Annotated in this window: 26 protein-coding genes and 5 pseudogenes; 8 read left to right on the top strand and 23 right to left on the bottom strand. The window is 62.2% G+C overall.

The window, feature by feature from the left end; all coding sequences use genetic code 11:
* Positions 1 to 452 precede the first annotated feature (452 nt).
* On the top strand, positions 453 to 908 hold the full coding sequence (locus G6N73_RS27810; protein ID WP_165033202.1) for a DoxX family protein: 456 nt from the start codon (positions 453 to 455) through the stop codon (positions 906 to 908).
* A gap of 21 nt (positions 909 to 929) precedes the next feature.
* On the opposite strand, the pseudogene G6N73_RS38775 reads toward G6N73_RS27810, so the two are convergent.
* From G6N73_RS38775 to G6N73_RS38780, 15 genes and pseudogenes are all read right to left on the bottom strand, one after another.
* Positions 930 to 1,185 (bottom strand): annotated as a pseudogene (locus G6N73_RS38775) (hypothetical protein); the annotation flags it as partial.
* Between the two features lie 98 nt (positions 1,186 to 1,283).
* Complete coding sequence (locus G6N73_RS27815) at positions 1,284 to 1,601, bottom strand: hypothetical protein (protein ID WP_165033201.1); 318 nt, start codon at positions 1,599 to 1,601, stop codon at positions 1,284 to 1,286.
* Positions 1,588 to 2,065: pseudogene (locus G6N73_RS27820) on the bottom strand (IS110 family transposase); the annotation flags it as partial. The gene G6N73_RS27815 and the pseudogene G6N73_RS27820, both read right to left, overlap by 14 nt.
* 141 nt (positions 2,066 to 2,206) lie before the next feature.
* Entirely contained in the window at positions 2,207 to 3,196 is a 990-nt protein-coding gene (locus tag G6N73_RS27825) for an energy transducer TonB family protein (protein WP_165033203.1), read from the bottom strand.
* The gene (gene exbD / locus G6N73_RS27830) at positions 3,193 to 3,636 is read right to left on the bottom strand and encodes a TonB system transport protein ExbD (protein ID WP_165033204.1); all 444 of its coding nucleotides are present in this window, start codon (positions 3,634 to 3,636) and stop codon (positions 3,193 to 3,195) included. The genes G6N73_RS27825 and exbD overlap by 4 nt, the downstream gene beginning before the upstream one ends.
* A 10-nt stretch (positions 3,637 to 3,646) precedes the next feature.
* Entirely contained in the window at positions 3,647 to 4,651 is a 1,005-nt protein-coding gene (gene exbB / locus G6N73_RS27835) for a tonB-system energizer ExbB (protein WP_165033205.1), read from the bottom strand.
* A 52-nt stretch (positions 4,652 to 4,703) separates the two neighbouring features.
* Complete coding sequence (locus G6N73_RS27840; protein WP_165033206.1) at positions 4,704 to 6,446, bottom strand: ABC transporter ATP-binding protein; 1,743 nt, start codon at positions 6,444 to 6,446, stop codon at positions 4,704 to 4,706.
* 32 nt (positions 6,447 to 6,478) lie between these two features.
* Complete coding sequence (locus G6N73_RS27845) at positions 6,479 to 7,576, bottom strand: siderophore-interacting protein (protein ID WP_165033207.1); 1,098 nt, start codon at positions 7,574 to 7,576, stop codon at positions 6,479 to 6,481.
* Positions 7,569 to 9,542 (bottom strand): Fe(3+)-hydroxamate ABC transporter permease FhuB, encoded by a 1,974-nt coding sequence (fhuB, locus tag G6N73_RS27850; protein ID WP_165033208.1) that lies wholly within the window; start codon positions 9,540 to 9,542, stop codon positions 7,569 to 7,571. Before fhuB ends, G6N73_RS27845 begins: the two co-directional genes overlap by 8 nt.
* Entirely contained in the window at positions 9,535 to 10,458 is a 924-nt protein-coding gene (locus G6N73_RS27855) for an ABC transporter substrate-binding protein (RefSeq protein ID WP_165033209.1), read from the bottom strand. The genes fhuB and G6N73_RS27855 overlap by 8 nt, the downstream gene beginning before the upstream one ends.
* A gap of 14 nt (positions 10,459 to 10,472) precedes the next feature.
* Positions 10,473 to 11,267: an ATP-binding cassette domain-containing protein gene (locus G6N73_RS27860; protein ID WP_165033210.1), complete on the bottom strand. Its 795-nt coding sequence runs from the start codon at positions 11,265 to 11,267 to the stop codon at positions 10,473 to 10,475.
* Positions 11,268 to 11,341: 74 nt separating this feature from the next.
* On the bottom strand, positions 11,342 to 13,555 hold the full coding sequence (locus G6N73_RS27865; protein WP_165033211.1) for a TonB-dependent siderophore receptor: 2,214 nt from the start codon (positions 13,553 to 13,555) through the stop codon (positions 11,342 to 11,344).
* 150 nt (positions 13,556 to 13,705) lie between these two features.
* A complete protein-coding gene (locus G6N73_RS37285) occupies positions 13,706 to 14,209 on the bottom strand; it encodes a helix-turn-helix transcriptional regulator (protein WP_343044764.1) in 504 nt (167 codons plus the stop codon).
* A gap of 518 nt (positions 14,210 to 14,727) precedes the next feature.
* A complete protein-coding gene (locus tag G6N73_RS27875) occupies positions 14,728 to 15,072 on the bottom strand; it encodes a hypothetical protein (protein WP_165033216.1) in 345 nt (114 codons plus the stop codon).
* Positions 15,073 to 15,204: 132 nt separating this feature from the next.
* Positions 15,205 to 15,798 (bottom strand): annotated as a pseudogene (locus G6N73_RS38780) (NAD(P)-dependent oxidoreductase); the annotation flags it as partial.
* Between the two features lie 310 nt (positions 15,799 to 16,108).
* Here G6N73_RS38780 and G6N73_RS38380 point away from each other — a divergent pair.
* Positions 16,109 to 16,582 (top strand): annotated as a pseudogene (locus tag G6N73_RS38380) (Tn3 family transposase); the annotation flags it as partial.
* Positions 16,534 to 16,716: a Tn3 family transposase gene (locus G6N73_RS38385; protein ID WP_425484154.1), complete on the top strand. Its 183-nt coding sequence runs from the start codon at positions 16,534 to 16,536 to the stop codon at positions 16,714 to 16,716. The pseudogene G6N73_RS38380 and the gene G6N73_RS38385, both read left to right, overlap by 49 nt.
* A gap of 390 nt (positions 16,717 to 17,106) precedes the next feature.
* Here G6N73_RS38385 and G6N73_RS37295 read toward each other — a convergent pair whose 3' ends face one another.
* From G6N73_RS37295 to G6N73_RS27905, 4 genes are all read right to left on the bottom strand, one after another.
* Positions 17,107 to 17,532, bottom strand: a complete 426-nt coding sequence (locus G6N73_RS37295; protein WP_246252632.1) for an FMN-dependent NADH-azoreductase — start codon at positions 17,530 to 17,532, stop codon at positions 17,107 to 17,109.
* Positions 17,533 to 17,711: 179 nt separating this feature from the next.
* Complete coding sequence (locus tag G6N73_RS27895) at positions 17,712 to 18,257, bottom strand: carboxymuconolactone decarboxylase family protein (protein WP_165033217.1); 546 nt, start codon at positions 18,255 to 18,257, stop codon at positions 17,712 to 17,714.
* 31 nt (positions 18,258 to 18,288) lie between these two features.
* Positions 18,289 to 18,906 (bottom strand): nitroreductase family protein, encoded by a 618-nt coding sequence (locus G6N73_RS27900; RefSeq protein ID WP_165033218.1) that lies wholly within the window; start codon positions 18,904 to 18,906, stop codon positions 18,289 to 18,291.
* 254 nt (positions 18,907 to 19,160) lie between these two features.
* Positions 19,161 to 20,117 carry an AraC family transcriptional regulator gene (locus G6N73_RS27905; protein WP_165033213.1) on the bottom strand — a complete coding sequence of 319 codons (957 nt, stop codon included), beginning with the start codon at positions 20,115 to 20,117 and terminating at the stop codon, positions 19,161 to 19,163.
* 58 nt (positions 20,118 to 20,175) lie between these two features.
* On the opposite strand from G6N73_RS27905, the pseudogene G6N73_RS27910 reads away from it, so the two are divergent.
* A pseudogene (locus G6N73_RS27910) lies at positions 20,176 to 20,424 on the top strand (hypothetical protein); the annotation flags it as partial.
* A 310-nt stretch (positions 20,425 to 20,734) separates the two neighbouring features.
* Complete coding sequence (locus G6N73_RS27915) at positions 20,735 to 22,051, top strand: bifunctional alpha/beta hydrolase/OsmC family protein (RefSeq protein WP_165033219.1); 1,317 nt, start codon at positions 20,735 to 20,737, stop codon at positions 22,049 to 22,051.
* Between the two features lie 67 nt (positions 22,052 to 22,118).
* Here G6N73_RS27915 and G6N73_RS38785 read toward each other — a convergent pair whose 3' ends face one another.
* The 4 genes from G6N73_RS38785 to G6N73_RS27930 form a co-directional block, all read right to left on the bottom strand.
* Entirely contained in the window at positions 22,119 to 22,466 is a 348-nt protein-coding gene (locus G6N73_RS38785) for a pirin-like C-terminal cupin domain-containing protein (RefSeq protein WP_425484152.1), read from the bottom strand.
* A gap of 129 nt (positions 22,467 to 22,595) precedes the next feature.
* Positions 22,596 to 22,901: a pirin family protein gene (locus G6N73_RS38790; RefSeq protein ID WP_425484153.1), complete on the bottom strand. Its 306-nt coding sequence runs from the start codon at positions 22,899 to 22,901 to the stop codon at positions 22,596 to 22,598.
* 57 nt (positions 22,902 to 22,958) lie between these two features.
* The gene (locus G6N73_RS27925; protein WP_165033220.1) at positions 22,959 to 23,366 is read right to left on the bottom strand and encodes a cupin domain-containing protein; all 408 of its coding nucleotides are present in this window, start codon (positions 23,364 to 23,366) and stop codon (positions 22,959 to 22,961) included.
* A gap of 125 nt (positions 23,367 to 23,491) precedes the next feature.
* Positions 23,492 to 24,178 carry an antibiotic biosynthesis monooxygenase family protein gene (locus G6N73_RS27930; RefSeq protein WP_165033214.1) on the bottom strand — a complete coding sequence of 229 codons (687 nt, stop codon included), beginning with the start codon at positions 24,176 to 24,178 and terminating at the stop codon, positions 23,492 to 23,494.
* 264 nt (positions 24,179 to 24,442) lie between these two features.
* Between G6N73_RS27930 and G6N73_RS37300 the strand changes: the two genes are divergently transcribed.
* From G6N73_RS37300 to nhaA, 3 genes are all read left to right on the top strand, one after another.
* Positions 24,443 to 24,607, top strand: coding sequence for a hypothetical protein (locus G6N73_RS37300; RefSeq protein ID WP_246252634.1), 165 nt, complete (start codon positions 24,443 to 24,445; stop codon positions 24,605 to 24,607).
* A gap of 376 nt (positions 24,608 to 24,983) precedes the next feature.
* Positions 24,984 to 25,277 (top strand): ATP-binding protein, encoded by a 294-nt coding sequence (locus G6N73_RS37305; RefSeq protein ID WP_246252636.1) that lies wholly within the window; start codon positions 24,984 to 24,986, stop codon positions 25,275 to 25,277.
* 31 nt (positions 25,278 to 25,308) lie between these two features.
* Positions 25,309 to 26,887: Na+/H+ antiporter NhaA (gene nhaA, locus G6N73_RS27940; RefSeq protein ID WP_165033215.1), on the top strand; the 1,579-nt coding region annotated here is incomplete at its 3' end.

The following is a 26,887-nucleotide window of genomic DNA, read 5'->3' on the forward strand; positions in this document are numbered from 1 at the left end:
GCGCGCCGAGCTATCGAAACTATAACTGCCGGCTATTGGAAATTTTTGCACCATTTATTCATAACAGCACCAACCTTGGACCGCCCATGCAGACATTAGACAAACGCATTTACATGGCGCGGCTGACGAACGGATGTGCTCACTAGCGCAAAATCGGGAGTAGAGATAATGGTCAAGCGCAACGCAATCTCCCCGGCGACCCCGCGCGCTCTTTATGAGATCCGCACCGATCCGGCGAAGCTGTACGAGACCCTCGGGCCATTCGCAGAGGAGGGCGTTCGGCAACGGACCGCGCAGGAACTGGACCACAGTCGGCGTAATCCGGGCTTTCAGCTTCGAGATCAATGTCTTTGGTCGCATCCATCGAACTAAACGAATCGACGTTGCTAGTGTGACGCATCGAAAACACCTGGGAAAGATTGCAGCTTCTTTACAAGATATAGAGGATTACTATGACCGATTTAGGCGCCGGGAGGATCAGGGACGAAGCCCTTCTTATCGCTCGCATTTTGCTTGCCGTGCTGTACCTCGTATTCGGCTGGGGCAAGCTCACTGACTATGCCGGGACCGTCGTCTACATGACGCAAACCGGCGCTCCTCTGCCGCCCATCGCCGCGCTTATCGCAATGGTGATCGAGTTTTTTGGCGGCATCGCGCTGGTACTGGGCGTCTGGACACGGCCGGTGGCGTTGTTGATCGGGTTGTTCAACATTATAGCCGCGTTAATTGGTCATCGTTATTGGATGATGACGGGCTACGAGCACTTCATGAACATGATCAATTTCTACAAGAACATCAGCCTCACGGGCGGCTTTTTTCTGTTGTACGTCGCGGGCGCTGGGAAATACTCAATCGATGCAAGGTTGGAACTGGCTGGTGCGCCGTCGCGCCGGACACAGGCGCCGTGAACGCGGCTGGATAGAGGACCGAACTACCTCGGCGATCCAAACGCGTGGCATCTGGCGATAAGAGATCGAGTATCAGTTCGTCGGCGCCGTCTGGAACGTCCGCCGTCAATCGGTCGATCTGCAATGTTCCATCCTCGATGATACGTGCGGGATCGTGCAGATTCGTGTCGCCCGAGCTAGCCGCTTCAGACCATCGGCGAGGCGTGCCTTGCGGTCCGTCAGCCTCGCCTGCGGACCGAGGGGCTGTCAGTCTCGTGTTCGCCTGTGCCGCAACCATCGCACCAGGGCCTGCTTGGGGAAGACCGGTAGTTTCTCTGGGGTTAGGCGGCGTGCAACAGGGGTGGCTTGGGCTTGAATATTGGCGGTACGCTTGGTTCATGCTGTCTGAACGGTGCCCGCAGCCGGTTGCGAAGATCGCCATGCCTCCGCCGTGCGGACCCGCATAAGCATGTGAGCGCCGTGGGGCGACCATCGCATCTGCTGTTTCTGACCACGCTTGCGGACGAGCGAGTTTACCGCTGACTCCGCGACGGTAGTGGCGACCCGCAGCCCGCTCCCGTAGCGCTTTCCGTTGTCGATGATCGTGCCGTTGTTCGAGCGGACATAGGTCAGGATCTGCGCACTGAGATTGCGAAGGCGTGCGATCGAGAACTCGGTTTCTCTCTGCGGCTGCTTCAGAAAATAGTGTCGCATCGGGTATCGCTGCCGTGATGGCGCTCGTCGTGATTGGCCCGATACCTGGGATGGCAGCCAGACGTCGGCTCGCCGCGTTCTTGCGATGCCAGGTCAGGATTGTCTTTTCGATCTTGTCGATTTCACGGGCGAGGGCGCGCATCTGGTCGATCAGTCCGTGCAGCGCGTTGCGTGCTAGTGCCGGCAAGCTGTCCTGCGCCGTATGAAAAGCCTCGATCGCCGCTTTCACACCGGCGGCTCCCTGCGCGGCGATAATGCCGCGCTCAGCAAGGTGCCCGCGTAGCGCGTTGATCAACATGGTGCGTTGGCGGACCAGGAGGTCTCGAGTTTTGTGCATCATCAGCACGCCCGGATGTTCCATGCTCTTGACCTCGACAAAGCGCAGGGTTGGCCGTGATGGCCTTGCAGATCGCCTCCGCGTCGGCAGCATCGGTCTTGCCTCGCTTGACATAGGCTTTCACGGACATCCCTAATCGTGTCTTGATATTTCAGCGTCTCTTGGCTTAAGCGGCCGCTTCTGGCCGACTATGTGGCCTCTGTTCCAGGCAGACATGGGGTTCTCTCACGCCGCCCGCCGCAATTGGGGAGAAAGAGATTTCGTGCTCTCAGCGCACCGTGAGTGGGATCGAGAAGGAATGGGTTGAACCGCCAAGTTCAGCGGGTGGAGCAGGGACCCGGGCGGAGCGCACCGCTCTGACGGCGGCATTGTCCAATCGACTGTTACCGGACGAGCGCGACACGCGAGCAGATCTGACTCGGCCCGAGGCCGTCACCATGAAGCTGATGTTGACCGTGCCTTCCACGCCGCGCAACCCGCCGACACGCCGTGCGATCGCGGCCCTTACCGAGTTGTGCCAGCGGGCTGGACTGACGTTCGGCGCTCGGGAGGCTCTCGATTTCTGTGATGCCGTCGAAGGCTTGGATTTGGCCATGTCCTTTGCGACTTTCCGCTCCGCCGCTTTTTCACGTTGGGGCTTCGGTTTGGCTATCTCCGCCTTGCGCCGGACGGGTTTGTTTGTTTCGTCCTTGCGAGAGGTCTCGGCCCGCTTCTCAGGTTCGGCCACCGGTCTCGGTTCGGGGAGCGGTACAACTTCTGGGGTGATCGCCGCGGCGATTTCCTCTTCTACGATCTCAGGGTCGACAGGTTCGGCCACTTCCGGCCGCGTCGCCTGTGGCTCCGCCTGCACCTGCTCGACGATTTCCGGTTCGACGGGTTCAACCTGTTCCGGCTCGACTTGGGTAACCTCCTCGGGCTGGACTTCCTCGAGGCGCTCCGGCTCCATCGGCGCCGTCTCCTCCGGCTCGACTTCGCTGATCTCAGCCGGCTCCTGGACGGGCTCGATAGTTTCGACTGGCTCATTCTCGGGAAGAATTTCCGACTCCACCGATTCAGGCATTGATACCGGCAATGGTGCCAGATCGACGATGAGCGCCTGCTCCGCCGCCTCGGGCGCCGGATTCAACGCAGTCAGGTCGTGGAACAAATACACGAAGGCCGCATGAGCAGCCACAACCAGCACCGCGGCGCCGGCCCATCTGCCAGCCTCACGGGCCGAGGGCGATCCGCCCATTGTGAGTTCGGCCGGCGCGCTCATGGTGAGCCTGTTGCGCTGCCGGGCAGGGTCTCGATGCCTACGAGCGCCACTTTGAGATAGCCGGCGGCGCGCAGCAGATTCATGACCTGCATCAGTTCGCCATAATCGACGGCCTCGTCAGCACGCAGAAAGATGCGTGTTTCCTTGTCGCCGCCAGTAAGGCTGTCGAGCGCCTCGCCGAGACCCTGGCGCGGCAGCATCTCGTTGCCGAGCGAAAGCGACAGGTCTTCCTTGAGGGTGAGGAATGCCGGCTTCTCAGGCCGCGGCACAGCGGCAGCTGTCGAGGCTGGGAGGTCGACATTGACATCGACGGTCGCCAGGGGTGCTGCGACCATGAAGATGATCAGCAGTACCAGCATGACGTCGATGAACGGCGTGACGTTGATCTCATGTGCTTCTTCGAGCTCGTCGCCGATATTCTCGCGAACCTTGCCTGCCATCCTTGCGCTCCTATTCGGCTGCCAGTGCTTGGGCAGGCACCGCGCGGTAGTCCAGGTCGCGGCTGACCAGCCGTTCGACGCCGGCTGAAGCGTCCGCCAAAACCTGCCTGTAGCCGGCGATGGTGCGGGCAAAAACGTTGTAGATAACCACGGCGGGGATGGCGGCCACGAGGCCGAGCGCGGTAGCGAGGAGAGCTTCGGCGATACCAGGTGCGACAACGGCCAGATTGGTGGTCTGTGCCTCGGAGATGCCGACGAAGGCGTTCATGATGCCCCAAACGGTCCCGAACAGGCCGACAAACGGCGCCGTGGAACCGATGGTGGCCAAAAGACCGGTGCCGCGAGTCATTCGGCGGCTGGCCTGGGCCTCGATGCGGGCGAGGCGCGAGGCAACACGCTCCTTGAGGCCGCCGCCCTCGACATGGTCGAGTGCGGGCTCCGACATGGCCACCTCTTGCCGCGCCGCCTGCACCAGAAGCACCGCTGGACTGCTGCCGTTGCCGAGCACAGTGTTGGCCTCGTCGAGCGTTTTGGCCCGCACGATGACGCCCATGGCCCGCCGTGCCCTGACGCGCGCAGTGAAGAGTTCCAGCGTCTTGGCGAGCCACACTGTCCAGGTAACCAGCGAAGCGAAGGCTAGGCCGATCATGACGCCTTTGACGACGATGTCGGCGTTGATGAACATACCCAAGGGGGAGAGATCGTGCGGCAGCATTCGAGTAGACCCGCCCTCGATCTCGGCGACGTCCGTATCCGGCGTCATCTCCATCGCCTCGAGAGGGGCCGTGGCGGCGGAAGGCGCCGCCCGATCCGCGGTGGCCCGGGATGGAGGCGTCTGCGAGGCAGGTGCGCCGCTTTGCGCCGGAGCCTGGGCCGCGGGTGGATTGGTCGGTGAAGGCGCAGGCACCTCGGTTGCGGCTGCCGCGGGAGGCGACGCCTGCTGTTCCTGGGCGGCGGTAGATCCTCCCACCAAAAACGTCATCGCGACCGCGATCCAAAGGGAACCGAACTTCATGTCTATTCCTGTATCTTATTTGTGGATAATTAAACTCAACTAATGCGGCTACTCAATGGCGCTTCTTGCTGGGACGCCATTCGCGGGCGCTTTGGGCGGCGTGGAGCCGGCTGTAGATGCCGCCTCCGGCGATCAGATTTTCGTGTGAGCCCTGTTCCGCGACGCCGGAGCCATCAACCACGACTATACGGTCGGCATGCCGGATGGTCGCGAGCCGATGCGCGATGACCAGCGTGGTGCGGCCCTGCGACAGTTCCGCAAGCGACTGCTGGATCTCCCGCTCCGTCTCGGTGTCGAGCGAAGACGTCGCCTCGTCGAGTATGAGTATCGGCGGGTTTTTTAGGAACATGCGGGCGACCGCAAGGCGCTGCTTCTGACCACCCGATAGCTTGACGCCCCGCTCGCCGATCACGGTTTCAAGACCATCGGGAAGCGATGCGATCATCTGGTCGAGGCGGGCTCGCCGCGCAGCCTCGGCGATCTCCGACTCCGCTGCGTCGAGGCGGCCATAGGCGATGTTGTCCCGGATAGTGCCGCCGAACAGGAATACGTCCTGCTGCACGATGCCGATATGGCGCCGCAGCGAGGCCAGCGTCATGTCGCGTATGTCGATGCCGTCGATGGTGATCGAGCCGGACTGGATTTCGTAGAACCGGGGCAGCAGCGAACAGAGCGTCGTCTTGCCGGCGCCCGACGGTCCCACGAACGCGACGGTCTCTCCTGCGGGGATATCGAGATTGACCTCGTTCAGCACCGGCCGCTCGGCCGTATAGCCGAAGCTGACGTCTCGAAACCGGATATTGCCCTTGAGTCCGCTCGTGGCGACCGCGCCCGGCCGGTCTGCGATATCGGGCTCGGTATCGAGCAGTGCCAGGTAGCGCTGAAACCCGGCAATACCCTTCGGATAGGTCTCGATGACCGAATTGATCTTGTCGATCGGCCGGAAAAACACGTTCACAAGCAACAGAAAGCTGACGAAGCCGCCGGCCGTAAGCTGGTTCGTCAGGACGAAATAGCTGCCGGCGACCATGACGATGAGCTGGATCAGCCGCATGCTCATGTAGCTCAGCGACGTGCTGGCGGCCATGATCTTGTAGGCGGCAAGCTTGGTGCTGCGATAATTGTCGTTGTCCCGCGCGAACAGTCCGCGCTCGTGATCCTCGTTGCCGAAGGCCTGCACGACCCGCATGCCGCCGATGTTTTCTTCCAGGCGCACGTTGAAGTCGCCGACGCGTCTGTAGAGCATCTGCCAGTTATGCGTCATGCGGCCGCCGTAGCGGCTGGTGACCCAGGCGACCACCGGCACGACCGCGCCGGTGATGAGCGCGAGTTGCGGGTTTATCCAGAACATCAGCGCAAAGGCGCCGAGAAAGGTCATCACCGCGATGAACAGGTCCTCGGGCCCGTGGTGGGCGACCTCGCCGATCTCCTCGAGATCCTTGGTGACGCGCGCGAGCAGATGACCGGTCTTGTTGTCGTCGTAGAAGCTGAACGACAGCTTTTGCAGATGGTCGAAGCTCTTCCGCCGCATCTCCGTTTCGATGTTTATGCCAAGCATGTGGCCCCAATAGACGACCACGGCCATTAGCCCCGTATTGAACAGGTAAACGGCAAGCAGGCCGAGCGCGGCCAGCACGATCATGGTCCACTGCTGGGTCGGCAGAAGGTCATCGACGAATGTCTTCACCGCCATCGGAAAGCCGAGTTCGAGCAGGCCCGAGAGGACCGCGCAGCAGAAATCGAGAAGGAACAATCCCTTCCAGGGTCGGTAATATTCGAAGAAACGGCGGATCATGGCGGTGTGACTATGTGATTGTTGTGATCGTGTCAGATTTCCCGGCGCGCATTGTCGCCGTCGAATCCGCGACGCCAATAAGCGACGGCGAGATGCTCTTCCCGGGTGAGCTTGAGTTCCTGCCGGAAGTAGCCGCGGATAGCGCGAAAATCCCGGTGCTCGCATCCGGCCCAGCCAAAGACGCTGCGGCCGTCATTCGGCCATTTCACCTCCCGCACGGCTTGCGGCAGAAGACCCGCGCATCCCACTTCCCGTCCGTTGCGGTGCAGCCAGCGCAGGTCGAGGCTGGCCGATGTCGTGAGCGGCTGCTCCTCACGCGCGTCGGCGACCTCGATGCGGACCACGGCATGTGCCGCAGCGGGCAACCCCTCCAAGATACGCGCGATTGCGGGCAGGGCGGTTTCGTCACCCGCGAAAAGATACCAGTCAGCCTCGCCGGCGGAGCCGCCGCCGGGACCGGTCATCCCGACCACGTCGCCTGGTCGCGCTTCCGCGCCGAAGCGGGCGCCCGGCGTGGCGTCGCCCTCATGTATGACGAAATCGATGTCCACCTCGCCCCGGTCCGCATCGACGCGGCGCAGCGTGTAGATGCGGACATGAGGACGATCATGCCCCTCAGGCCAGCTCGGCCGTCCATCTTCGCCGGTCACAGGCCAGGCGGGAGTCACGTCCTTGCTGGGCGGCAGCAAAAGGCGGACGTGGATGCCGCCTGAAGCGAAGCGTCTCAGATCGTTGCCGGCGAGCGTCAGCCGGCGCATGTGCGGCGTTACATCGACGGCGCGCACGACGCGCATCTCGCGGAAATATGGCAGCGGCTGGCCCGCCACGCCGTCACCCTGCCAGCGGATCGTCGGCTTGTCGGCAGCCGCGAAATGCAGGAGATGCTCGGCCACCGCGAGCTTCACATAGGCGAGCGCCGTGTCGTCCTTGCCTTCGGCGAAAACCTTCAGACAGCGTTCGCAGGCCTCGAAGCCGGCAGTGCCGAAACCGGTTTCGATGCGGCTGCACTTGCCCTCGACCGTGACATCGCCGTGCTCACGGAAGTGAGCGCAGAGTTTCAGCATGATCTCTTCGGGCGAGGAAAGCGAAATTTCCGCCGAGGCGATCAAAAACCGAGGCATCTCAGCCATGACGCTGGACTCCTTTTCCGAGCAGGTAGATCAGATACGGCCCGCCCAGCAACGAGGCGAAGAGGCCGACCGGCAGTTGATAGGGGAACGCGGCCATTCTAGAAAGCCAATCGGATACGATCATCAAGAGGGCGCCGAGCAGGATCGAGCCCACCAGATGCTGGCGAGCACGACCGAGGCCGAGCAGGCGCGCGAGATGCGGCGCTATGAGGCCGATGAAGCTGAGCGGTCCGACGAACATCGCCGCGAAGGCGCTGGCGAGCGCGGCGATGACGACGAGCGTTGTTCGCGCCGCGCGTACCGGCAGACCCAGTGCCCGCGCGGTTGCGTCGCCTAGCGGCAGCACCTCCAGCCAGCGCCCAAGCACAAGCAGCGGCGTCGAAAGGACGAGCAGGGCGGCAAACCCGACTAAGGCGTGTACGGCGCCAGCTTCGCTGGTCGAGCCGCTGAGCCAGCGCAGCAGCACGTAGGACTGCACGTTGCCGAGCGCGATGACGGCCGTGAGCACGGCGCTGCATAGAGCGTTGAGCGCGATGCCCGCGAAGAGCAGGCGTTCGGGGCCGAGATTGCCGCGCGCTCCGAGGATGAGGATGGCCGCGAGCACGGCAAGCGCACCTATAGCGGAGCCGGTCAATTGCCAGGCCAGGCCGGGCATGCCGGCAAGCAGCAGCACTGCCGCAAGTCCGGCGCCTGCGCCGGTGCCGACGCCAAGCACTTCCGGACTGGCGAGCGGATTGGAGGTGACGCGCTGGATGACCACGCCGGCGGCGCCGAGCAGGCCCCCCGCGGCGGCGGCAACCGCGATGCGCGGTGCGCGCCATTGGGCGAGATCGGTCATTACAGTGCCGGAGGCGATCGACCAACCGGCCGGACCCTTGCCAACCAGAAGGCCGACTACGGCTGCAACCAGCGCGCCAATGCCGATGAGGATAACCAGAACCCATGGTCGGGAGACGCGCCGCCCGCTGCTTGTGCTGGCGGCAAGCGAGGGCCATTCGAACATGCGCAGGCGCGGCAAGAGCCACAGCAGCAGTGGTCCGCCAAGCAGCGCGGTCGCCGCGCCGGTTGGGATTCGCTCTCCGCCAGGCCCCGAGGCAAGCTGGACCAATCCGTCCGTGAGCCACAGCAGGATCGCGCCGATCACAGGCGCCGCGACGAGTTTCTGCTTGAGCGAACGGGCGCCCGACAATGCCGCGAGCGCCGGTGCGGCCAGGCCGACGAAGCCGATGATGCCGATTTCGGCCGCAACTGTGGTCGCCATCCAAACGGCAAGCGCGATGATCAGGAAACGCGTCGCGTGCAGGGAGACCCCGAGATTTCGCGCCGATGCGTCGTCGAGGCCCAGAATGGCGAGGGGGCGCAGCAGCAGCACGGCGGCGGCGAAGCCGAAGACGAGGCGCCAGGCAATGGTGAGGGCCGGGTACCAGCTTTGTTGTACGAGCGAACCGCCACCCCAGATGAACAGCGAGAACAGATATTCGCCATTGGCCAGGATAAGCGCAGCGCTTGCCGCGTTGGCGGTCAGCGCCACCATCATGCCCGCGAGCACCACGGAAACCGGCTCGAGCCCGCGCCGCCAGGTGAGCGACAGGATCAGCGCGACCGCGGCAATGCCGCCGACAAAGGCGACGAGGCCCGGCGAATATTCCATCAGCAAGGGCGCATGGATGGTCGCGGTGGCCATGGCGAGCTGCGCACCGGCCGAAATGCCCAGCGTCGACGGCTCGGCCAGCGGATTGCGCAGGATGCGCTGCAGGAGCAGCCCCGCCAGGGCGAGCGCCGCGCCGGCGAGCAACGCCACGGCGGCACGCGGCAGCACGCTGTAAAAGAAGATGACTTGGCCTAGGCCGGTCGGGCCGGCGCTTGCGGCCGGCCATTGCAGACCGACCTGCTGCATGAACAGCAGGGTGGCGAGCAGTCCCATGGCTCCCCACAGGCCGATGGGAAGCGATGCGCGCTCAACCATTGCCGGCCTGTGGGGCAAAGGCTCCGGCGAGCAGCCGGGCCAAACGGCGCGCCGAGGGCAGTCCGCCGAAATGGTTGATAGGATCGAGCACGGCTACCCGGCCTTCGCGGACCGCGGGCAGCGCGTTCCACAAGGCGTTCGCAGGCAGCGTGCGGCGCACTTCCGGCGGAAGCGGCGCCACCATGACTATCGAGGCGTCCGGCACACGCGCCAGCGCCTCCAGGCCGACCGGGGCGGCGGCGCTGTAGCTGGTGCCGTCCGTCCATGCATTGACGATGCCGAGGCGCTCCAGAACGTCGCCGAACATCGAGTCCGCGCCGAACGCCCTGAAATGACGCGAGTCGCCGAGGCTGATGATGAAGGCGGGACGGGTCGCGACATGCTTCAACGCTCCGCGCCGCGCTTCGATTTCGTCCCTTGTCTCAGCCACATAGCGCGCTGCATCGGCTGCCCGTCCCAGGCGATCTCCCAAAGCGAGCATGGAAGCCTCGGCCAGAGGATAGGGAGGTCTTCCGGCTTCATAGACCGGCAGCGACGATACCGGGGCGATGCGTTCCAGCGAGGCGCGCTGGTACTCGTAGAAGCCTGAGATGAGGATCAGATCCGGCGCCACGATGCGCAACAGCTCGTAGTTCGGTGTGCCGCGCAGGCCAAGGTCAGCGACGTCTTCCGGTACGGCAGGTTCGACCGCGATCTTGCGGAACTGTATGAGTTCGGTTGCCGCGACGGGCACGACGCCGATGGCGAGCGCCGTCTCCAGCATGCCCCAGTCGATTGCGGCCACGCGCGTTGCACTGGCACTTGCAGCAGACGAGGTCAGCAATGCAGCCGCAAGCGCCAGGAAGTCACGACGGGTGGGCAAGGCAACCAACCCATCAAGACCGTCACGCGGGCGACACAGGCGTTGAACGGACATCTCAATGCACCGAATCAGGCAACATAACTGATGGGTGCGCCGGTAACCGGATGCGGCGTCACGCCCATGGCGATGCCATAGATGCGATCCAGCATGTCCGGATGCAAGATCTCTTCCGGCGTGCCCCGCGCGACCATCCGGCCCGAGCGCAGCGCGATTATCTCATCGCAATAGCGGGCGGCCATGTTGACGTCGTGCAGCACGACGATCACGCCGATGCCACGCTCGCGGCTGAGGTCGCGCACCAGCGCCAGCACGTCGACCTGATGCGCAATGTCGAGCGCCGAGGTCGGTTCGTCGAGCAGCAGGCAGCGTGTGTCCTGCGCCAGCATCATGGCCAGCCAGGCGCGCTGGCGCTCGCCGCCGGACAGGCTGTCGACGAGCCGGTCCGCTAGGACGAGGAGGTCAGTCTGACTAAGAGCTATTTCCACTCTGGCGGCGTCGTCAGCGCTGAAGCGGCCCAGCGTGCCGTGCCATGGAAAGCGCCCGAGGCCGACCAGCTCACGCACGGTCATGCTTTCGGCCGGCGGAGTGAATTGCGGCATGTAGGCAACGCATCGCGCCAGTTCGCGGTCGCCGTAGGAATCGATCGAGCGGCCGAGCAGGCGAATGGCTCCCGCGGCCGGCTTCTGCTGGTAGGCGAGCAGCTTGATCAGCGTGGTCTTGCCGGATCCGTTGGCACCGACCAGCCCGTAGATACGGGCCGGCGCGAGCTCCAGGTCCAGCGGTTCGAGGATGGTGCGGCCGCCCGCGATGAAGCTGGCGCTCTCGATGTCGTAGAGTATCTGGTCGGAACTGGCGGGTTTCATCCCGGCATCCTTTTCAAAACTTTGCGGCAACGGCTCGCGCCGTTCCCGCCAATCACTCGCCCGTCGACCTTGGCTCACCAGGTGGCGTGTGCTTTCAACTTGAACGATCGTCCTTCGCCGTAGCTGCAGACATTCACGCCCTGACAGCCCGATACGTACTCCTTGTCGAAAACATTGGTGACGTTGAAATCCATGCCCCAATTGTCTTTCGTGTAACCGAGTTTCAGGTCCAGCAGGGTCACATCCGGGACCTTCAGCGTGTTCTCCTTGTCGGCAAAGGACGAGCCGAGATAGCGCACACCGCCGCCGACGCTGACGCCGTCGTACCATGCGTCGCCGCGGAAAGTGTAATCGGTCCAGATCGAGGCCATGACCTCCGGCACCAGGAAAGGTTGCTTGCCGACGAGAGCCGGGTTCGCATCTTTCGTGACCTTGAGTTCGTAGGCCGTCAGCGCAGCAGTAACTTTCCAGTCCTCGGTGATGTTGACCTTGCCTTCCAACTCAACGCCGCGCGAGCGCACTTCGCCCGTTTGTTCGTTGCTGGGGAACGGGTTGTCCGGCGTCGGCGCGGCCGCGGTCAACACGTTCCTGCGCGTCAGGTCGAATACTGACAGCGTGAACAGACCATCTATGAAAGTGGGGGTGTATTTTACGCCCACTTCATACTGCTCGCCTTCCTCCGGCTCGAACAGTTCGCCCGTGACGGCATTGGTTTCGATCAGCGGATTGAAGAATGTCGAAGCGCTGAAGTAGGGCGTTACACCGTTTTCGAACCCGTAGGCGAGACCGGCGCGCCCCGAAAACTGCCCTTGGGTATCATCGAAATCCGCCGGATCGGCGTTGTAAAAATTCGGGCGATTGTCGGCCTCCGTCTTTACCCAGTCATAGCGGCCGTTAAGCGTCACGAGCCAGCCACCGCCGAAGCGCAGCTGGTCTTGCGCATAGAGGCCGATCTGCTGCTGCGTCAGATCCTGATTGAGGTAGCTGACGCGCGGCGTCAAAGGTGTGCCATAGACCGGATCGAACGGATCGATCGGATTGTCGTAGGTGGGGTCGAAAAGCCCGGACGACTGAACCTGGTCGATGTTGTATCGCTTGTAGTCGAGACCGGCCAGAAGCGTGTTTTCGATGGTTCCTGTCTCCACCTTTCCTTCGATCTGATTGTCCATCAGGAAAGTTGTCACCTGCGTATCGTGGCCAAAATTGATACGCGCCAAGTTGGTCGGATCAAGGAACGACCAGCCATTCGGATAGACGGCGACCTCCTGAATGTCGGCTCCGGCGAAGCGGGCATTCGAGCGAACGGTCCACTCGCTGTCGAATGTGTGCTCGAACTCGTACCCGATCGATCCCTGCTGTCGATCATAAAGATCGATGGAAGGTTCGCTGTAGTTGAAGTCGGCGTCGATGCGGCCAAGGTTCACACCGCCCGGTGTGAAGTAGTCCGTGACCGTTCCGAAATAGGGCAGGAAGCTGCCGCCGCCGTGGTTCTCGTCGATATGCGTGTAGTTCGCGAGGATTGTCAGCCTGGTCTGCTCGTCCGGCTGCCAGGTGATGCTTGGCGAGATGAAACCGCGCCAGCCGTCCTGATAGTCGCTGTAAGTGTCTCCGCCGGCGACACGCCCAACGACGCGCCAACTCGCGGCCTGATTACTCGTCACATCGCCGATGTCGAAGCCCAGGTAGACATTACCGGCATCGTTGACGCCCGTCTCGACGTAGCGCTCGCGCCCGAAGCTCGGGCGCTTGCTGACATAATTGACCAGCCCTCCCGGATTGGAGCCGCCATAGAGCACAGATGCAGGACCCTTCAGCACCTCGATGCTTTCCAGCCCGAACGCGTCGACGAAGAAGCCGCCGAAACTCTGGCTGAATGTCTGGAGCCCATCGAGATAGACGCCAGTGGCCGTCGCCTGGAAGCCGCGAATGAATATCCAGTTGGTGTCGCTGTCCGGGCCGAAAGGCTGTGCGAACACACCGGCCGTGTAGCGCAGCGCCTCGTCGGCTTTTTGGGCGCCCTGATCGTCGATTTCCTCGCGGCCGATGACGGAGACGGATTGCGGGATCTCCGTGATGTCGGTTGCGGCTTTGGCGCCGGTCAGCGTTTTCCTGGCGACCACGCCATTGACCGGACCGACGGCGCCCCCTGCGATGGTTCCCTGTCCTTCACCTTCGACCACGACCTCCTGCAGATTGGTCGTTTCCTGCGCAAACGCTTTTGTCACCCCCATCAAAGCTATGGTGGCAACGCCGCATGCCAAAAGCGATCTTAAGTCCGAAATATTCATCCTATGCGCCCCGATCTCCGGCCAGCATGTCCCCGTAGCCATAAGTTGACTGCATATCTCATATTTTCGGGCGAAGGCTTGGATGATTCTGCGATGCCTTGATGATTCTTGGTCCGACATGCGATTGGAGGCTGAAATGGTGCAGAAATGTCACTTCTGCGCCCGATGAGCACCCCGCCGCCACTCGGCCGGCGTCAAGCCGACGATGCCTTTGAAGGCGCGTGTGAAATGCGCCTGATCGGCGAAGCCCGCAGTCGTGGCGATTTCGCTGAGATTCACGTCGTCCTTCAGCAACAGAGCCTGCACTTTTCGGATACGCGCCTGCATCTGCCAACGGTGCGGAGGCTGGCCGGTGGACGCCTTGAAGGCGTGACTGAAATAGGTCTCCGAGAGACGCGCCAATTCTGCCAGTTCGCCAAGCCGTATTGTTCCAAAGCAATTCGCTTCAATGAAGTCAGTGACCAGAGCCAATTGCTGGCGAGAGAGGCCGGGCCGCCGACGCTCGGCGTCACGACGGACGTCGAAGAGCAATGCAAGCAGGGCGTCGACCAATCCCGCTCCATAGAGATCGTGCAACGCAGGGTGATTGGCGCACTCTTCGGCGATGGATGCCGCCAGCCAAGCCATTTTCGTATCGTCGATCTGCAGGCGCACACGGGCCAGCCTGGCACGGTCCAGCGCCTTGCCAAATCGCCGTGTCACCGCGGCTTCGGAGAAGTGAAGGTCCAGGTGCCTTATGCGTGTCAGACCCCGCGCCTCACCATGAACCGCAAATCCCGCGGGAACGAAACTCATCGTCCCCAACTTGTCGTGACGGGCGATCTCGGTTCCGTCATGACTGAGCACAAACGATCCGCCGGGATTGAGGTCGAGCGCGACGAAAAGTCTCGGATCCGGCGATATGTATTCGCCTGTCGCGGTCTCCGTGCAAGTAACCTCCCACACGTCGGCGACGACGCCGTCCCATACGCGCCATCGGAGTTCGCCCACGACAGAGAAACCGTGTACGCGGCTTTGCATTCGAGGGCTGAAACTCAAATCGGATATCTTTCGATGCGACTACTCTCGAAGGTGCTATTTCCTGACTCGACTAATCACCTTTTGAGTCAACAAGCGCATATTGCCCGGAAAGGCAACCCGCGTCGTAAGCCGTCCGCGTCGCCGGCGGCCGCTCATCGGGCACTCGCGCGCCCTGGTCCTTCCGACAACTCGAAGACGTGATGATGGATGCGTCCGTCGAACATCTGCATGAGTTCGTCGGTTAGCGCGCGGCTTTCGAAGCGCACCGGCGATTCCAGCGCGGCGGCGAGTGCTTTGCCGTCGTCGAAGACAATCGCCAGCGAGAGCGCGAAGGGCGGAGCGCCTTCGTCCCGCTGGCGAGAAAACATCACGCGCACATCGCGAGCGCCGGGGAAACGGCGCCACATCGGCATCAGCCGTTCCTCGACAAAGGCCCGGAACTCAGCCTCTCGGCTTTCATGAATCGCGCCTTCAAAAAATGCTTGCCGGACGATCATCGGGCAGTACCCTGCTGTATCGGGACGACGGAAGTGGGGCAGCGTCTCGCTGTCGAAGAAGGCGGCGAGGTTCGCTAGGACGATTTCGCCCATGGCGCGGCGCGTCTCGATGGTTGCGCTGCCCCGATGCGGTGTCAGGAGCAGGTTTTCAGTGGTGAAAAATTCGGGACGGATTTTCGGCTCGCCCACGAAGACGTCCAGGCCGGCGGCGGCGATCCCTCCGTCCTTCAGCGCCGCGATCAGCGCATCCTCGTCGATAACAGTGCCGCGGGCGATATTGACCAGCACGCCATTCGGTCCGAGGGCAGCAAGCACCTCGCCGCCCACCATGCGCTCCGTCTGCGGCGTTCCCGCCACGCACACGGCCAGGACGTCACTGGCGTGGGCGAGTTCGACGGGTGTCGTATGACGTCCCCAGTCAGGCTCGGCTTCCGTGTCCGAGCGGTTCCAGTAGCCGATATCCATGCCGAAGGCCGCGGCGACTCTACAGTAGGCCTTTGGACGCGGCGGTGAGCCGTCTAGGCAACTGGGCGGAGGGTTCAGGCAACTCCCCGCAGCGTCCACCCTTACGCCAATTTCTACTGCTCGATTGACTCGTACCTCAGCGCACCGGCTTACGACCTCTTGGACCTTTGCCCTGGAGGTCAGTTCGACTGGTGGACTGGGGTCCCGAACGTCCGCAGTCCATGTCCCCAAGGCTTCTGACGCTGCCGAGGAAGCCGGCATCCTGATCGGCGACGACGATCCGGTTGCCTGCAACAGTGAAGCGCAAGCGCTAACAGCCCTTATTCCGCTGCACCGAACTGATGGCGATCAACTCGCCTTTGTGCTGCGCCACTGCTCCCTCCCTATCGGGCCTGTAAGGCTGCTCACCGGGACGCCGATCAGAAATACGCCAACGGTATCGCAGGTCTGCGCCTGCCGCTGCTGTGCGGATCCCGTGTCGAGCGCGGTCGTGGATTTCTGATGCTCGGAATATGTCGATAGCCACGGGCAAAGCGCCGTCGGTTTCGCATTTTGCCGCCTTCTCGGCTTTGAACTTGCCCCCGCCTGAAGGCGATAGCCCGTCAGAAGCTCGCCATCCCGGAAGCCGCTCTGCGCACAAGGCTACCGAATCTCTTGCCGATCCGTTCCAGCGCGATCAATTTGGGAGGAGTTCGAGCAGCAATATTACGAAATGGTCAAATACACCGCCGCCATGCAGACGAGAACGGCAGACCCGGAAGCGATCCTGGGGCGTTTCGGCCGTGCCGAAGTGATGCACCCGACCTACAAGGCGCTGAGCGAGCTCGGCCGCGTGTTCAAGACAATATTCTTATGCCGCTATCTTCGTCAGGAGGCATCCCGCCGCGAAATTCACGAGGGGCTGAATGTCGTCGAAAACTGGAACAGCGCCAACGGCTTCGTCTTTTTTCCGGCAAGGGCGGCGAAATCGCCACGAACCGGATCGATGACCAAGAGATCTCCGCTCTGGCTTTGCACCTGCTGCAGGCGTCACTGGTCTATGTGAACACCTGCATGCTTCAGACCGTGCTGGTGGAACCGAAATGGGCTGTCCGGATGACGCCCGAGGATTATCGCGGCCTCACGCCGCTGAGGCTAGCCGCTCATTGCCGCTCGGTAGCGACGTGGTTCCGGCATTAGATGACGTCGGCCGGGAAGGTGAAGCCTCTGCGGGGCTTCTGGTCGATGGCCGATCGGACCTGATGCTGCCTTGCGGGCACATCCATTCCGTGGCTGTGAACGGCCGGTCGGTGAGACATCCCACAGACGCAGTGGGGCCAGAGCCGGCGAGTGGGAGAACGACAGAGATCTTGCCGGCTCATACGGCCCCGTTGACCAGATCAGGGTGAAACGCGGGATTTCCGATGACCTTATTGCCGAGATCGATGATCTCCGCCGGGCAGCTCTCGAGTTCATTCCAGTGGTTCATTGTCTGATGCGCCAGCTTTGAAAGTTGCCGTTGATCCGTAGAGCAATCATAGTTGGGGCGAACTTCTCCAATGACCGTCAGGCCGATAGCGTTCTCCCTCGCTAATGTGGCCTGGTCCCGGTCAATGAATCCGGTGCCCTGTACGGGGAGTATTGCAGGGTTTTTAGCCCAATGGAGCCAAATGCCAGCGACAGATAAGGCGTGAGAAAATCGGGCTGGTTGGCTCGGTCGCCGGTAAAGACGCCACCGGAAGTGACTCCGATGAATACCGGACGGTCCCGCAGCATTCCCACCTTCCCGGCCGTCGTCGACGTCATCGTGCGACCGACGCGCAAGATTTGATCGATCCACGCCTTGAGTACCGAGGGAATGGTGAAGTTGTGCATGGGCGTTCCGATGACAATCACGTCAGCCGCCTCGACTTCCTGGATAAGCGCTTCGGAAACATCCAGGGAACCCGTCGGCGGGGCCGCTAACGTGGCCGGCGACGACAGCGCAGCCGCGTAGTCGCCCACGGCGTGGGGCAAGGGTTCAGCCCCTAAATCACGCCGAGTGATGGCTCGCCCCGGGCACAACCTCGAGAAGCTTTTTGACGATCGCTGCCGAAAGCTGGCGGCTATGCGATTCTTGACGCGGGCTGCAATCAATATGGAGGATATTCATGCGATCGATCCCAATGGCTTCATGAGGTGTGACCGGATAGAATTCAGATCGAGCCCGCTGGCGCAACGGCGGGAAAGTCCTTCTCGTGATCGAACACGTTGTTGAAGAAGTTCGTCAGGGAGTACATGGCCACCAGCGCGACGATCTCGATGATGTTCGCATCGGTGTAGCCAGCATCGCGGACGGCTTTCAGATCGGCGTCACTGACGTTGCCGCGGGTCTCGATGACTTTGCGCGCAAACTGGACGGCGGCGTCCCGTTTCGCATCATTGGCATGGCCCTTCCGGGCAAGAATGATGTCATCAGGCGACAGCTTGGCCATATGTTCGGCTGTGAAGCTGTGTACCGTCAGGCAATAGTTGCAGCCATTCACCTCGGAGACGGCGAGGCCGATACTGTCGCGTGTCTTCACGTCGAGCGCCTTGCTCAGGGATCCGAGCAGGGTGGCCCACGAGTTGAACGCGATAGGGCTCTGCGCGAAGGCCGCCATCATATTTGGGGTGAACCCGATGTTCTTGGTGAACATATCGAGAGTCGGCTTCGAATCGGCCGGCACCCGTTCCAGGCTCGGCGCTGCAGTTCTGGGCATTGTGGTCTCCATAAGTTACTAATATTCGCTATCAAACGAATTCGAGCACATCGGCCACCGGCATGCGCGGCTTCTGCGGCCAGTTGCCCGGACGCTCCGCGCCTACGGTCAACAGCATCACTGGGATTTCATCGTCGGCCAGGCCGAACTCGCGGTGCACAGGTTCGGCGTCGAAGCCGATCATCGGTGTCGAACCCCAGCCCAGTGAGCGGGCCGCATAGATCATCGCCGCTGCGCCGAAGGTCGCGGAGCGCACAGCCTCGTCGCGCTGGCGCTGCGGCTGCTCGAAATACAGGCCGCGTGCAGGGATTTCCCATTCCGGGACCATCTTTGCCGGCATGATGCCTGCTTCCACCACCGGCGCCAGGCGCTCTGGGATCGTGCTGGAATCGGCCAATTGGCCGATGATGATGAAAGTGACAGCCGCTTCGGTGATCGCGGGCTGGCCCCAGGCGATCGGACGCAACCGAGCCTTGGCTTCAGGCGTGCGCACGGCGATGAAGCGCCAGTTCTGCAGGTGGAAGGATGTCGGCGCGGAGGTGCCGATACGCACCAAGTCGCGGATCTGATCGTCGCTCAGGGTGGCGGCAGGGTCGTAATACTTGGCGGCACTGCGGCTCAGAATAGTTTCGATGACGGCGTTCGTCATGGTTGGTCGCGTGGGTGGATGGGAAGGTTGAGGCGCGAGAGTGTTTCCGCTCTTCTCGGCCCGAGCATAGATTTCAGCGATGGCGCCGGTTGCGGGTTCGGTGGCGGCTATGGCCCAGTTCATTGGGGGGCTCCCTCATCAAGTGATTACGGAGCTCAATTTACGGCCGACGGTGCAAATTTCGAGACTGGACTTGCTCAACATAATGCGCAAAAGGATCAACTTGACGCTTATGGGCCCCAAGCCACGCCCGTCTACCCGCCCTTGTGCGCCAGTCGGCGCCATTCCCCCGGCGTTATCCCCATCCTTTCGGCAAACACACGTCGGAATGCGGAAACCGATTGATACCCGACCGTCTCGGCCACAGCCTCGGTGCTGATCGCTGGCTTCTTCAACTCGTTGGCGGCGAGACTCACCCTAAGATCGGTCAACAGGTCGAGTGCGGAGCAGCCTAGCCTGTCTTGAAAGTGCCGCATGAAGGTCGCGCGTGACATGCCGCACAAGTCCGCCAGATCCGGCAGTTTCCAAGGCTGTGCAGGATCGGCGAACATAGCGGCGATTGCTGGAGCCAGCCGCGGATGGCCGGCCAGCGCCAACAAGCCCTTGGGGGCTTTCTCGGCTTCGCTCGCCGCTCGCAGCACGAGTGTGAACAGTGCCGAAGAAAGCGCGTTGAGAATTGCGCGTCCTCCCGCTCGGTCGCGGGCGGACTCCGTTCGCATCAGCCCCACCAGGCTCGCCAGTTGGTTGGAGGCGGACCCGATGCCCTCTTCTCCATGACCGTCCATGGCTCGCGCCACGAGATTGGCCGGCATGTAATTACGGATCAGCCGATCATGAGGTGGGGCAATGAAAAATCGCCCGCACAACAGATCGAGTTGCTCGCCCTGGCCATCGTTCTCGCTCAGCATCCATCCGGCAGAGGCCCGACTTTCGTGGGTACGGATTGGTGTTTGCTTGCTACCGTCGTGCAGCACATGCGCCGCACCATGTGGCAGCAGAACGATATCTCCACTCAGCAGCTCTCGCGCTGTTCTCGTCTCCGGATCCTCGAGAATGGCTCGGCCTTTGACTATGACGTGGTAGGGAATTTCGTTCGCCTCAGCCTGGCTCCAGGCAACCCGCCACGGCGCACCGTAGGCGCAGCGGACCTCGAGCTGGCCGGTAACGGTGATGATTTGCAGGAGATGGCTTAGCCAGTCGACTTCAGACATAGGACCTCGAAAACTCGAAACGCTGGAGCATCTTGTCGTAATTGAACATTGGTTCTACTTCTACAGCCGCGTGGTCACAGGGGCCAAGGACGCGACCAGCAAGCTCGCGAACGATATCCGCGACGAAGACCTCGACGGTTCGGTCGGCTTCGACAGTGCTGCCCAGAGGAAGCGCGAGTTCGCCGCCGAAATGTGCCTTCAGTCTCATTCCTTGCGTATGGCAGCAGAGGGCGTCGTCGCCGGCTATGAGCAAGTGATCGGCGAAAAGTGGAAGCCATTCGATCGCGCCGTCGAGAACCCCGGCTAGTCGCTCGACCGCAAGGGCGTCGAACTCCAATTGGCGGCCTTCGGATAAGCTGCATCGGCGAGGCTTCGGCCTCGCCCACTTCTCCCCATCGTGCCGTCGGCGGGCGGCCAGCGGCCTCGGGTGAGCGGCTCGGATTCGCCCGTGCGGTGATAACCTCACTTTATGGATAACATGCCCCGGATGCATTTCGGGCAAGCGCTTCCATTAGATAGGCTGGGAAATAGCCTGCATCTCGCCGTAGGAGACCCGGACGCCGAAACCCCGCGGAGCTTAGATGCACGATGCAGTAGATTTGACATGGACGTCGCAAATGACTTCACAGCCCCTACGTCTGAACTTTCCCGGCCACTCAGGTGCAAGCCTCTCGGCGCGGCTCGACCTACCCAACGGGCCGGTCCGCGCTTTCGCGCTTTTTGCACATTGCTTCACGTGCTCGAAGGACTTGGCCGCAGTTCGACGGATCGCTACCGAACTCGCCCGCGCCGGCATAGCGGTCTTGCGTTTCGACTTCACTGGTCTCGGTTCGAGCGAGGGCGAGTTCTCGTCGACTGACTTCTGGTCGAACATCGCGGACCTTGTTTCTGCGGCCGACTACTTGCGCCGACATTTTGATGCTCCTTCCGTGCTGATCGGACACTCGCTCGGCGGCGCCGCCGTACTGTCGGCGTCAAAGCAGATTCCAGAGACCCGCGCCGTCGTGACGATCGGTGCCCCGGCAGACGCCAGCCATGTGTTGAAACTCGTGTCGTCCTCCGAACTTTCAAGAATCGATCGCGATGGAGCTGCGGACGTGCGGATTGGTGAGCGCACGTTCAGAATCAGCAGGCAGTTCGTTGAAGACGTTCGCCGCGAACCTTTGGTGCGAGATATCGCCTCATTGCGGAAACCTCTTCTCATCATGCACGCGCCGCGCGACGAGACCGTTGGCATCGAGAACGCAACCGAAATATTTTTGGCGGCCAAGCATCCTAAGAGCTTTATCTCCCTGGATGCGGCGGACCACCTGCTTTCCGATCCAGCAGACGCTGCGTTCGCGGGTCAAACGATGGCGGGTTGGCTGTCACGCTACATTTCGGCGGACACCCACCAGGAGGACGACGTTCACGGCAACGTCCGTGTCATGGAAACCGGCGAGGGAAGGTTCCAGAACATGGTGCGTGCAGGCCGGCACCGGCTCTTTGCGGACGAGCCCGAGAAAATGGGTGGCCTGGGCTCCGGACCGACTCCTTACGACTTCCTTTCCATCGCTCTTGGAGCGTGCACGTCGATGACGCTTCGCCTGTACGCAGACCGCAAGAACATTCCTCTGGGCCGTGTCATTGTCGACGTTGCCCATGAGAAAGTTCATGCCGTCGACTGCTCCGACTGCGCCACAGACGCCCCACCGGGCGCGAAGATCGACCGCTTCACGCGAACCATCGCCTTGGACACCGCACTGACCGACGAGCTCCGGGCGAAGATCATCGAGATCGCCAATAAATGCCCGGTGCACCGGACTCTTGAGTCTTCGTCTTCCGTGTCCACATCGGTAGGCACCTTTAAGGAAGCAACTCCCGCGCGAAGCCAGAACCCCGTTCAGGCGCTGGCTGGCGACGAATCTGCTTCTGAAACTGATGGCGCGCCATAGTCATGAAGTCCCGACGTCTTGACTCGCTTAGTGCTCACGGACAGGGTGCCCTTCTCTTCTGCCGCCTTCAGTCCGGTAGCGGGATGAATTCATGATCGTCGCCCGGAGGCAGGTGAAAGCAACCATGAGCCCATTTGCCTTTGGCCCACGCATGCTTCGCAGCTTCGATCTTCTCCTGTGAGGAGGCGACAAAATTCCACCAGATGTACCGCCGGCCGTTCGGCGTTTCGCCGAGCACCATCAGTCGCGCCCCTCGCTCGCCTCGCCGCACAGAAATGGCGTCGCCCGGCCGGAACACCATCATCCGACCGCTCTCTAAACGCTCGCCAGTGACTTCGATCGCGCCTTCGGTTTTTGCCCTCACCTTCGAGCAACGGAAGTGGATCTTTACTGTGATGTTCGAAATTTTTTGCACTGGTCCCTTCCGCGCGCTCAGGAGGTGCCACCCACGTCTGAATGCCAAAGAGGATGCTCGTGCCGGCGCGGGTGGCCGCGCTCGCGCTCGTGCGCTCGGAATGGGTCGGCGTGTCTAGCGATCATCCGATCACCTCACCTGGGATAGATCATCTGGTTCGTCCCGATGCTGGAATTCACCGTCGAAGAGATACGTCACCGTCGCCAGCCCGATATGCGGATTCGGCCGCACGTCGATTCCGTTCCCGGTCAGAAATTCAGCCGGTCCATTTGGTCGAAGAAGATGAAAGGGCCAACCATCTGCCGGCCGGCGCCGGAAGGGCTCTGCGAACCTCGAAGCTGCCGAGTCGCGGGCACGCGGGATGATCTGAGTTTCGATCGCACCGAGCTCTGCCGCCTGGGGGTAATGCGGCTCAAGACCTGGGTTCCGGCTCATTTAATAATCCTTTCATGCCGCGCCGCGAAAGCATAGGCCGTGGTCACGCCTGACTGGTTATCCGATGGGCGTGGTCAGCGGATTGTCACCCGTGTCGAGGACGAAGACGGCGAGCAGCTTTGCCGGCTCGGTCTCGCTCGCGTTGCGGCTGATCAAATGGGTTGCGCCCGGCTCTTCTGACCAGCTCTCTCCAGCTTGGTAGATGCGTGTCTCTCCGTCATTCACCTTGGACTCGATCGCGCCCGAGACCACGTAGGCGTAGATAAACGCCGATTTTGCGTGGGTGTGGGCCGGCGAGGCTGCACCCGGGGGATAGTCGACCTCCACTGCGAGCAGGGACTTTCCGGGGATATTGGGAATGGTCCCTTCGAAATTCTTGGCAACGGTTTCCGCTTCTTGGGCGACGGCCGGGCTGGCCATCGGCAAGGCTAGGGCGGCGGCGGCGGCAACAGTTCGGATCTTCATCGTCTTTTCCACACTGGGGTTGCTCTTGTGTCGGGCGCGTCAGCGGATGCCCGTCCTCTGGGTGAGAAAAACACCGAGAACAGGAGCTGGTGCTATGCTGCGCGACATCTTCCGAAATAACGATGTCACGCATGAAGGGTCTCGCCGCCCTTCGCGTCCGGGTAGTATTGAGGAGCCTCTCGTCGGTCGTATTTGCCGTAGTCGCGCACGATCCGCACTCTTCGCATCCTGGCCTTGTCATTTGGCGCGGAAGCATCCTCATAAGCCTGTGCAGCAGCGGCGTCCTTCCAGGATATGAGCAGAATCAGCTCGCCGGGCGCGAGTACCGCGTCGAAGATGTCCCAAGACGTGCCGTCGGCAGCCCACGGGTTCAATCCGAGCCACTCGGCGCAGTCGTACGGGTTGTTCGTCTGCTTCCACTCCGCGGGGCGGGTAGCGTTGATCAGCATGATAGTTGTTCCCTCCCCGACCTCGGTCTCGTCCAGCCGCTGCTTTGTGAGGGCGTACCCTACAGGCACCTGATTGTCGGCGGTGATTTGGCCGACCCGCAGGTGGTAGTCTGCGAGGATTTCGTCGCGGCCCTTCTGCTGGGCTTCGTGATGACGCTTGCTGGTGCGCCACCGGACGAGCGACTTCTCGTCCCGCCAGTTCGAAAGCGATAGAATCCAGCCCTCGCGGGTCAGACTCTTGTAGCGGATGTTGTCGACGAAGCCCTCGACCTGTTGAAGCTCGCCACGGAGCATCTCGGCGTTGTCGAGGTAGTCGTCCCAATTCTCCTTGTTCGGGAGGACCTCGAAAATCACTGAAAACATCGACCTGTCTCGCTCCTACGGTGCCGCAGGTAGTGCATCAGATGATGCTCGCTACCCGCCAATGATGGGACTCCGCTCACCGAATGGGAAGTCACGTCACGCTATCGAGTCGATAGCCGCGCGTTATGATGACCTCACGTACGAATACATCTGCGCGGGTGCACAGAATCTCGCTCGAGCCCATTCTGAGCGTGGCGCCGCACTCCCCCTTATCATGTGCCAAGCGTCTCTCCGCGCCTCCGATAACGGTCGGCTATCGATTCCATGGCCAAAGGTGATTTTCCTTCGCGTCGTCGTAACCCCAAGCTTCGATCTGTCGTCGCCCTCCCTCGTGCCGGGGACGTGGCGCAGTTCACGGTCCACGAGATCAACAACCTTCTCGCCGTGATCGGAAGCGGCCTGCGGCTGCTCGAGAGCGATGCCTCGTAACGAAAGGCGATAGTCAGCAAAATGCAGGAGGCGATCACGAGAGGCGCGTTGCTCAGCCGGCAGCTTCTCGACACGGCGCGAGTGCGTCCCAACTCGATCGACGGACTTGTCGATGGCAACCGGTTCGCTGCGATGGCAACCACGCTTGATCAGGCGTTGCGTCCGGACATCACAGTCCGCACCGAGATCGACCCTGACTTATGGGACTTCAATGCCGACGTGAAAGAACTGTACTTCGCTCTGCTGAACCTTTGCCGAAACTCGGCCGATGCCATGCCGAACGGCGGCGCGATCACCGTTGCGGCGCGGAATGTCGAGACTTCCGCTGGCGCGCTTGGTCGAGATCCATCGTCGCCGACGACGGGGAGGGGAGGATATGCCCGAGGAGGTCCTCTCGCGGGTCTTCACCCCATACTTCACGACAAAGGCCGCGGGCATCGGCACCGGCCTTGGGCTGCCCCAAGTCCAGCGCTTCGCCGAAGGACGAGGCGGCGCGGTCGGCATGGGGAGCGAGCGGGGCGCCGGCACGCTGGTGCGCCTCATTCTCTCGCACGTGCACGTTGCTGTTCTCCCCGGCAGTATCGTCGGTGGGGAGATCGCATACACGCCGGCACCCGAGGGCGGCGTATTCCACCTCATCAACCCAGCGACAGCCGCGCCGACGTCGTAGCCGGCGCGAGCACCTGGAGACCGTTTCAGCGATGGAGCTCATGATCCCGCGCGACCGCCTCGACCGCCCGGTCGACCACACCACAGACCACGTGCTCGGCAATCCTGATGCCGAAATCGTCCTCATCGAGTACGGCAGCTACGCATGCCCGCACTGCAGGGCTGCCAACGAGCGCATAGCACAGGCGCGCGACCAACTCGGCGATCGCGTCTGCTACGCCTTCCGACACTTGCCGCTCACGGGCAACGACCTTGCCCTTCGGGCCGCCCAGCTTGCTGAGCTTGCCCAGACGTCTGAAGCGTTCTGGTCCGCGCACATCAAGCTGATGACAAGGTCAATGCAACTCACAGAGGACGACCTCGTCGCGGTGGCTGCAGACCTCGGCGTGAACGCCGACTTCGCGCGCGGCGACGACGATGCCCAGCGGCACGCGAGGGCGAAGGTGGACGCGGACATTGCAAGCTCACACGCGAGTGGCGTGAGATTCACGCCGACCTTCTACCTCAACCGCCGGCGCTACGACGGGCCTTGGGACGAGAGCTCTCTCGTCGATGCGATGCTTGGCACGCTCGGCCACCGCGTCCGTACGGCGGCATTGGACTTCGCGAGCTGGGGACCGTCCGCCGGCCTCTTGTTGGTCCTCGCGACCGTGGCGGCGATCGTCTTGACGAACTCGCCGATCGGGCCGACGTTCGAGGCGTTCTGGCGCCAGGAGCTCGGTGTGAGCTTGGGCGACGCAGCCTTTCGGATGTCACTCCTCCATTGGGTCAACGATGGCCTGCTGACGGTATTCTTCCTCGTCGTGGGGTTGGAAGTGAAGCGCGAGATGACAGTGGGCCACCTCGCAAGTCGTCGCGCTGCCGCACTCCCGATCGCGGCTGCGATCGGCGGCATGGTTGTGCCGGCGCTTCTGTATGTCCTGGTCATCCCCGCGGGGCCATGGTCGCACGGGTGGGGCGTTCCGATGGCGACCGACACTGCTTTCGCGATTGCCTTGATCGCGGTGATGGGCGCCCGCGTCCCCGTCGAGTTGCGTATCTTTCTCACCGCGGCGGCCATCGTAGACGACATCGGCGCGATCATCGTCGTCGCTGTGTTCTACTCCCATGATATCCATCCGGGCTACCTGATTGCGGCCGCGGCGGTGGTCGTTGCGCTGGCGCTGCTGAGCCGATCGAGAGTCTACTTACTCTCGCCTTACATCCTGTTGGGCGTCGTGTTGTGGGCATTCGTTCACGCAAGCGGCCTCCATGCGACGCTGGCCGGCGTGGTACTTGCGCTGTTCATTCCGACGCGCCCGCCTGCTGACCTGGCTGCCCTGATGACGCAGGCCAGTACCATCATCGCCTCCGAGGCTCGGCACGAGGGCGAGGTTCTCAGGCACGGCCCATCTACTCCGGCATTGCACGCCCTTGACGCAATACACGACAGGCTTGAATCGCCCGCCGACCGGCTGCTGCGGCACGCCGGCGCGCGCTCGAGCTACGCTATCCTCCCGATCTTCGCACTGGCGAATGCGGGTGTGGGGATGAACCCGGGCGTCTTCGTTGAGCATGGCTGGCTCATGGCCGCGATCGTCGCTGGCCTCGCTATAGGAAAGCCGCTCGGCG

The organism is Allomesorhizobium camelthorni (assembly GCF_011045125.1).
GTDB lineage: Bacteria > Pseudomonadota > Alphaproteobacteria > Rhizobiales > Rhizobiaceae > Allomesorhizobium > Allomesorhizobium camelthorni.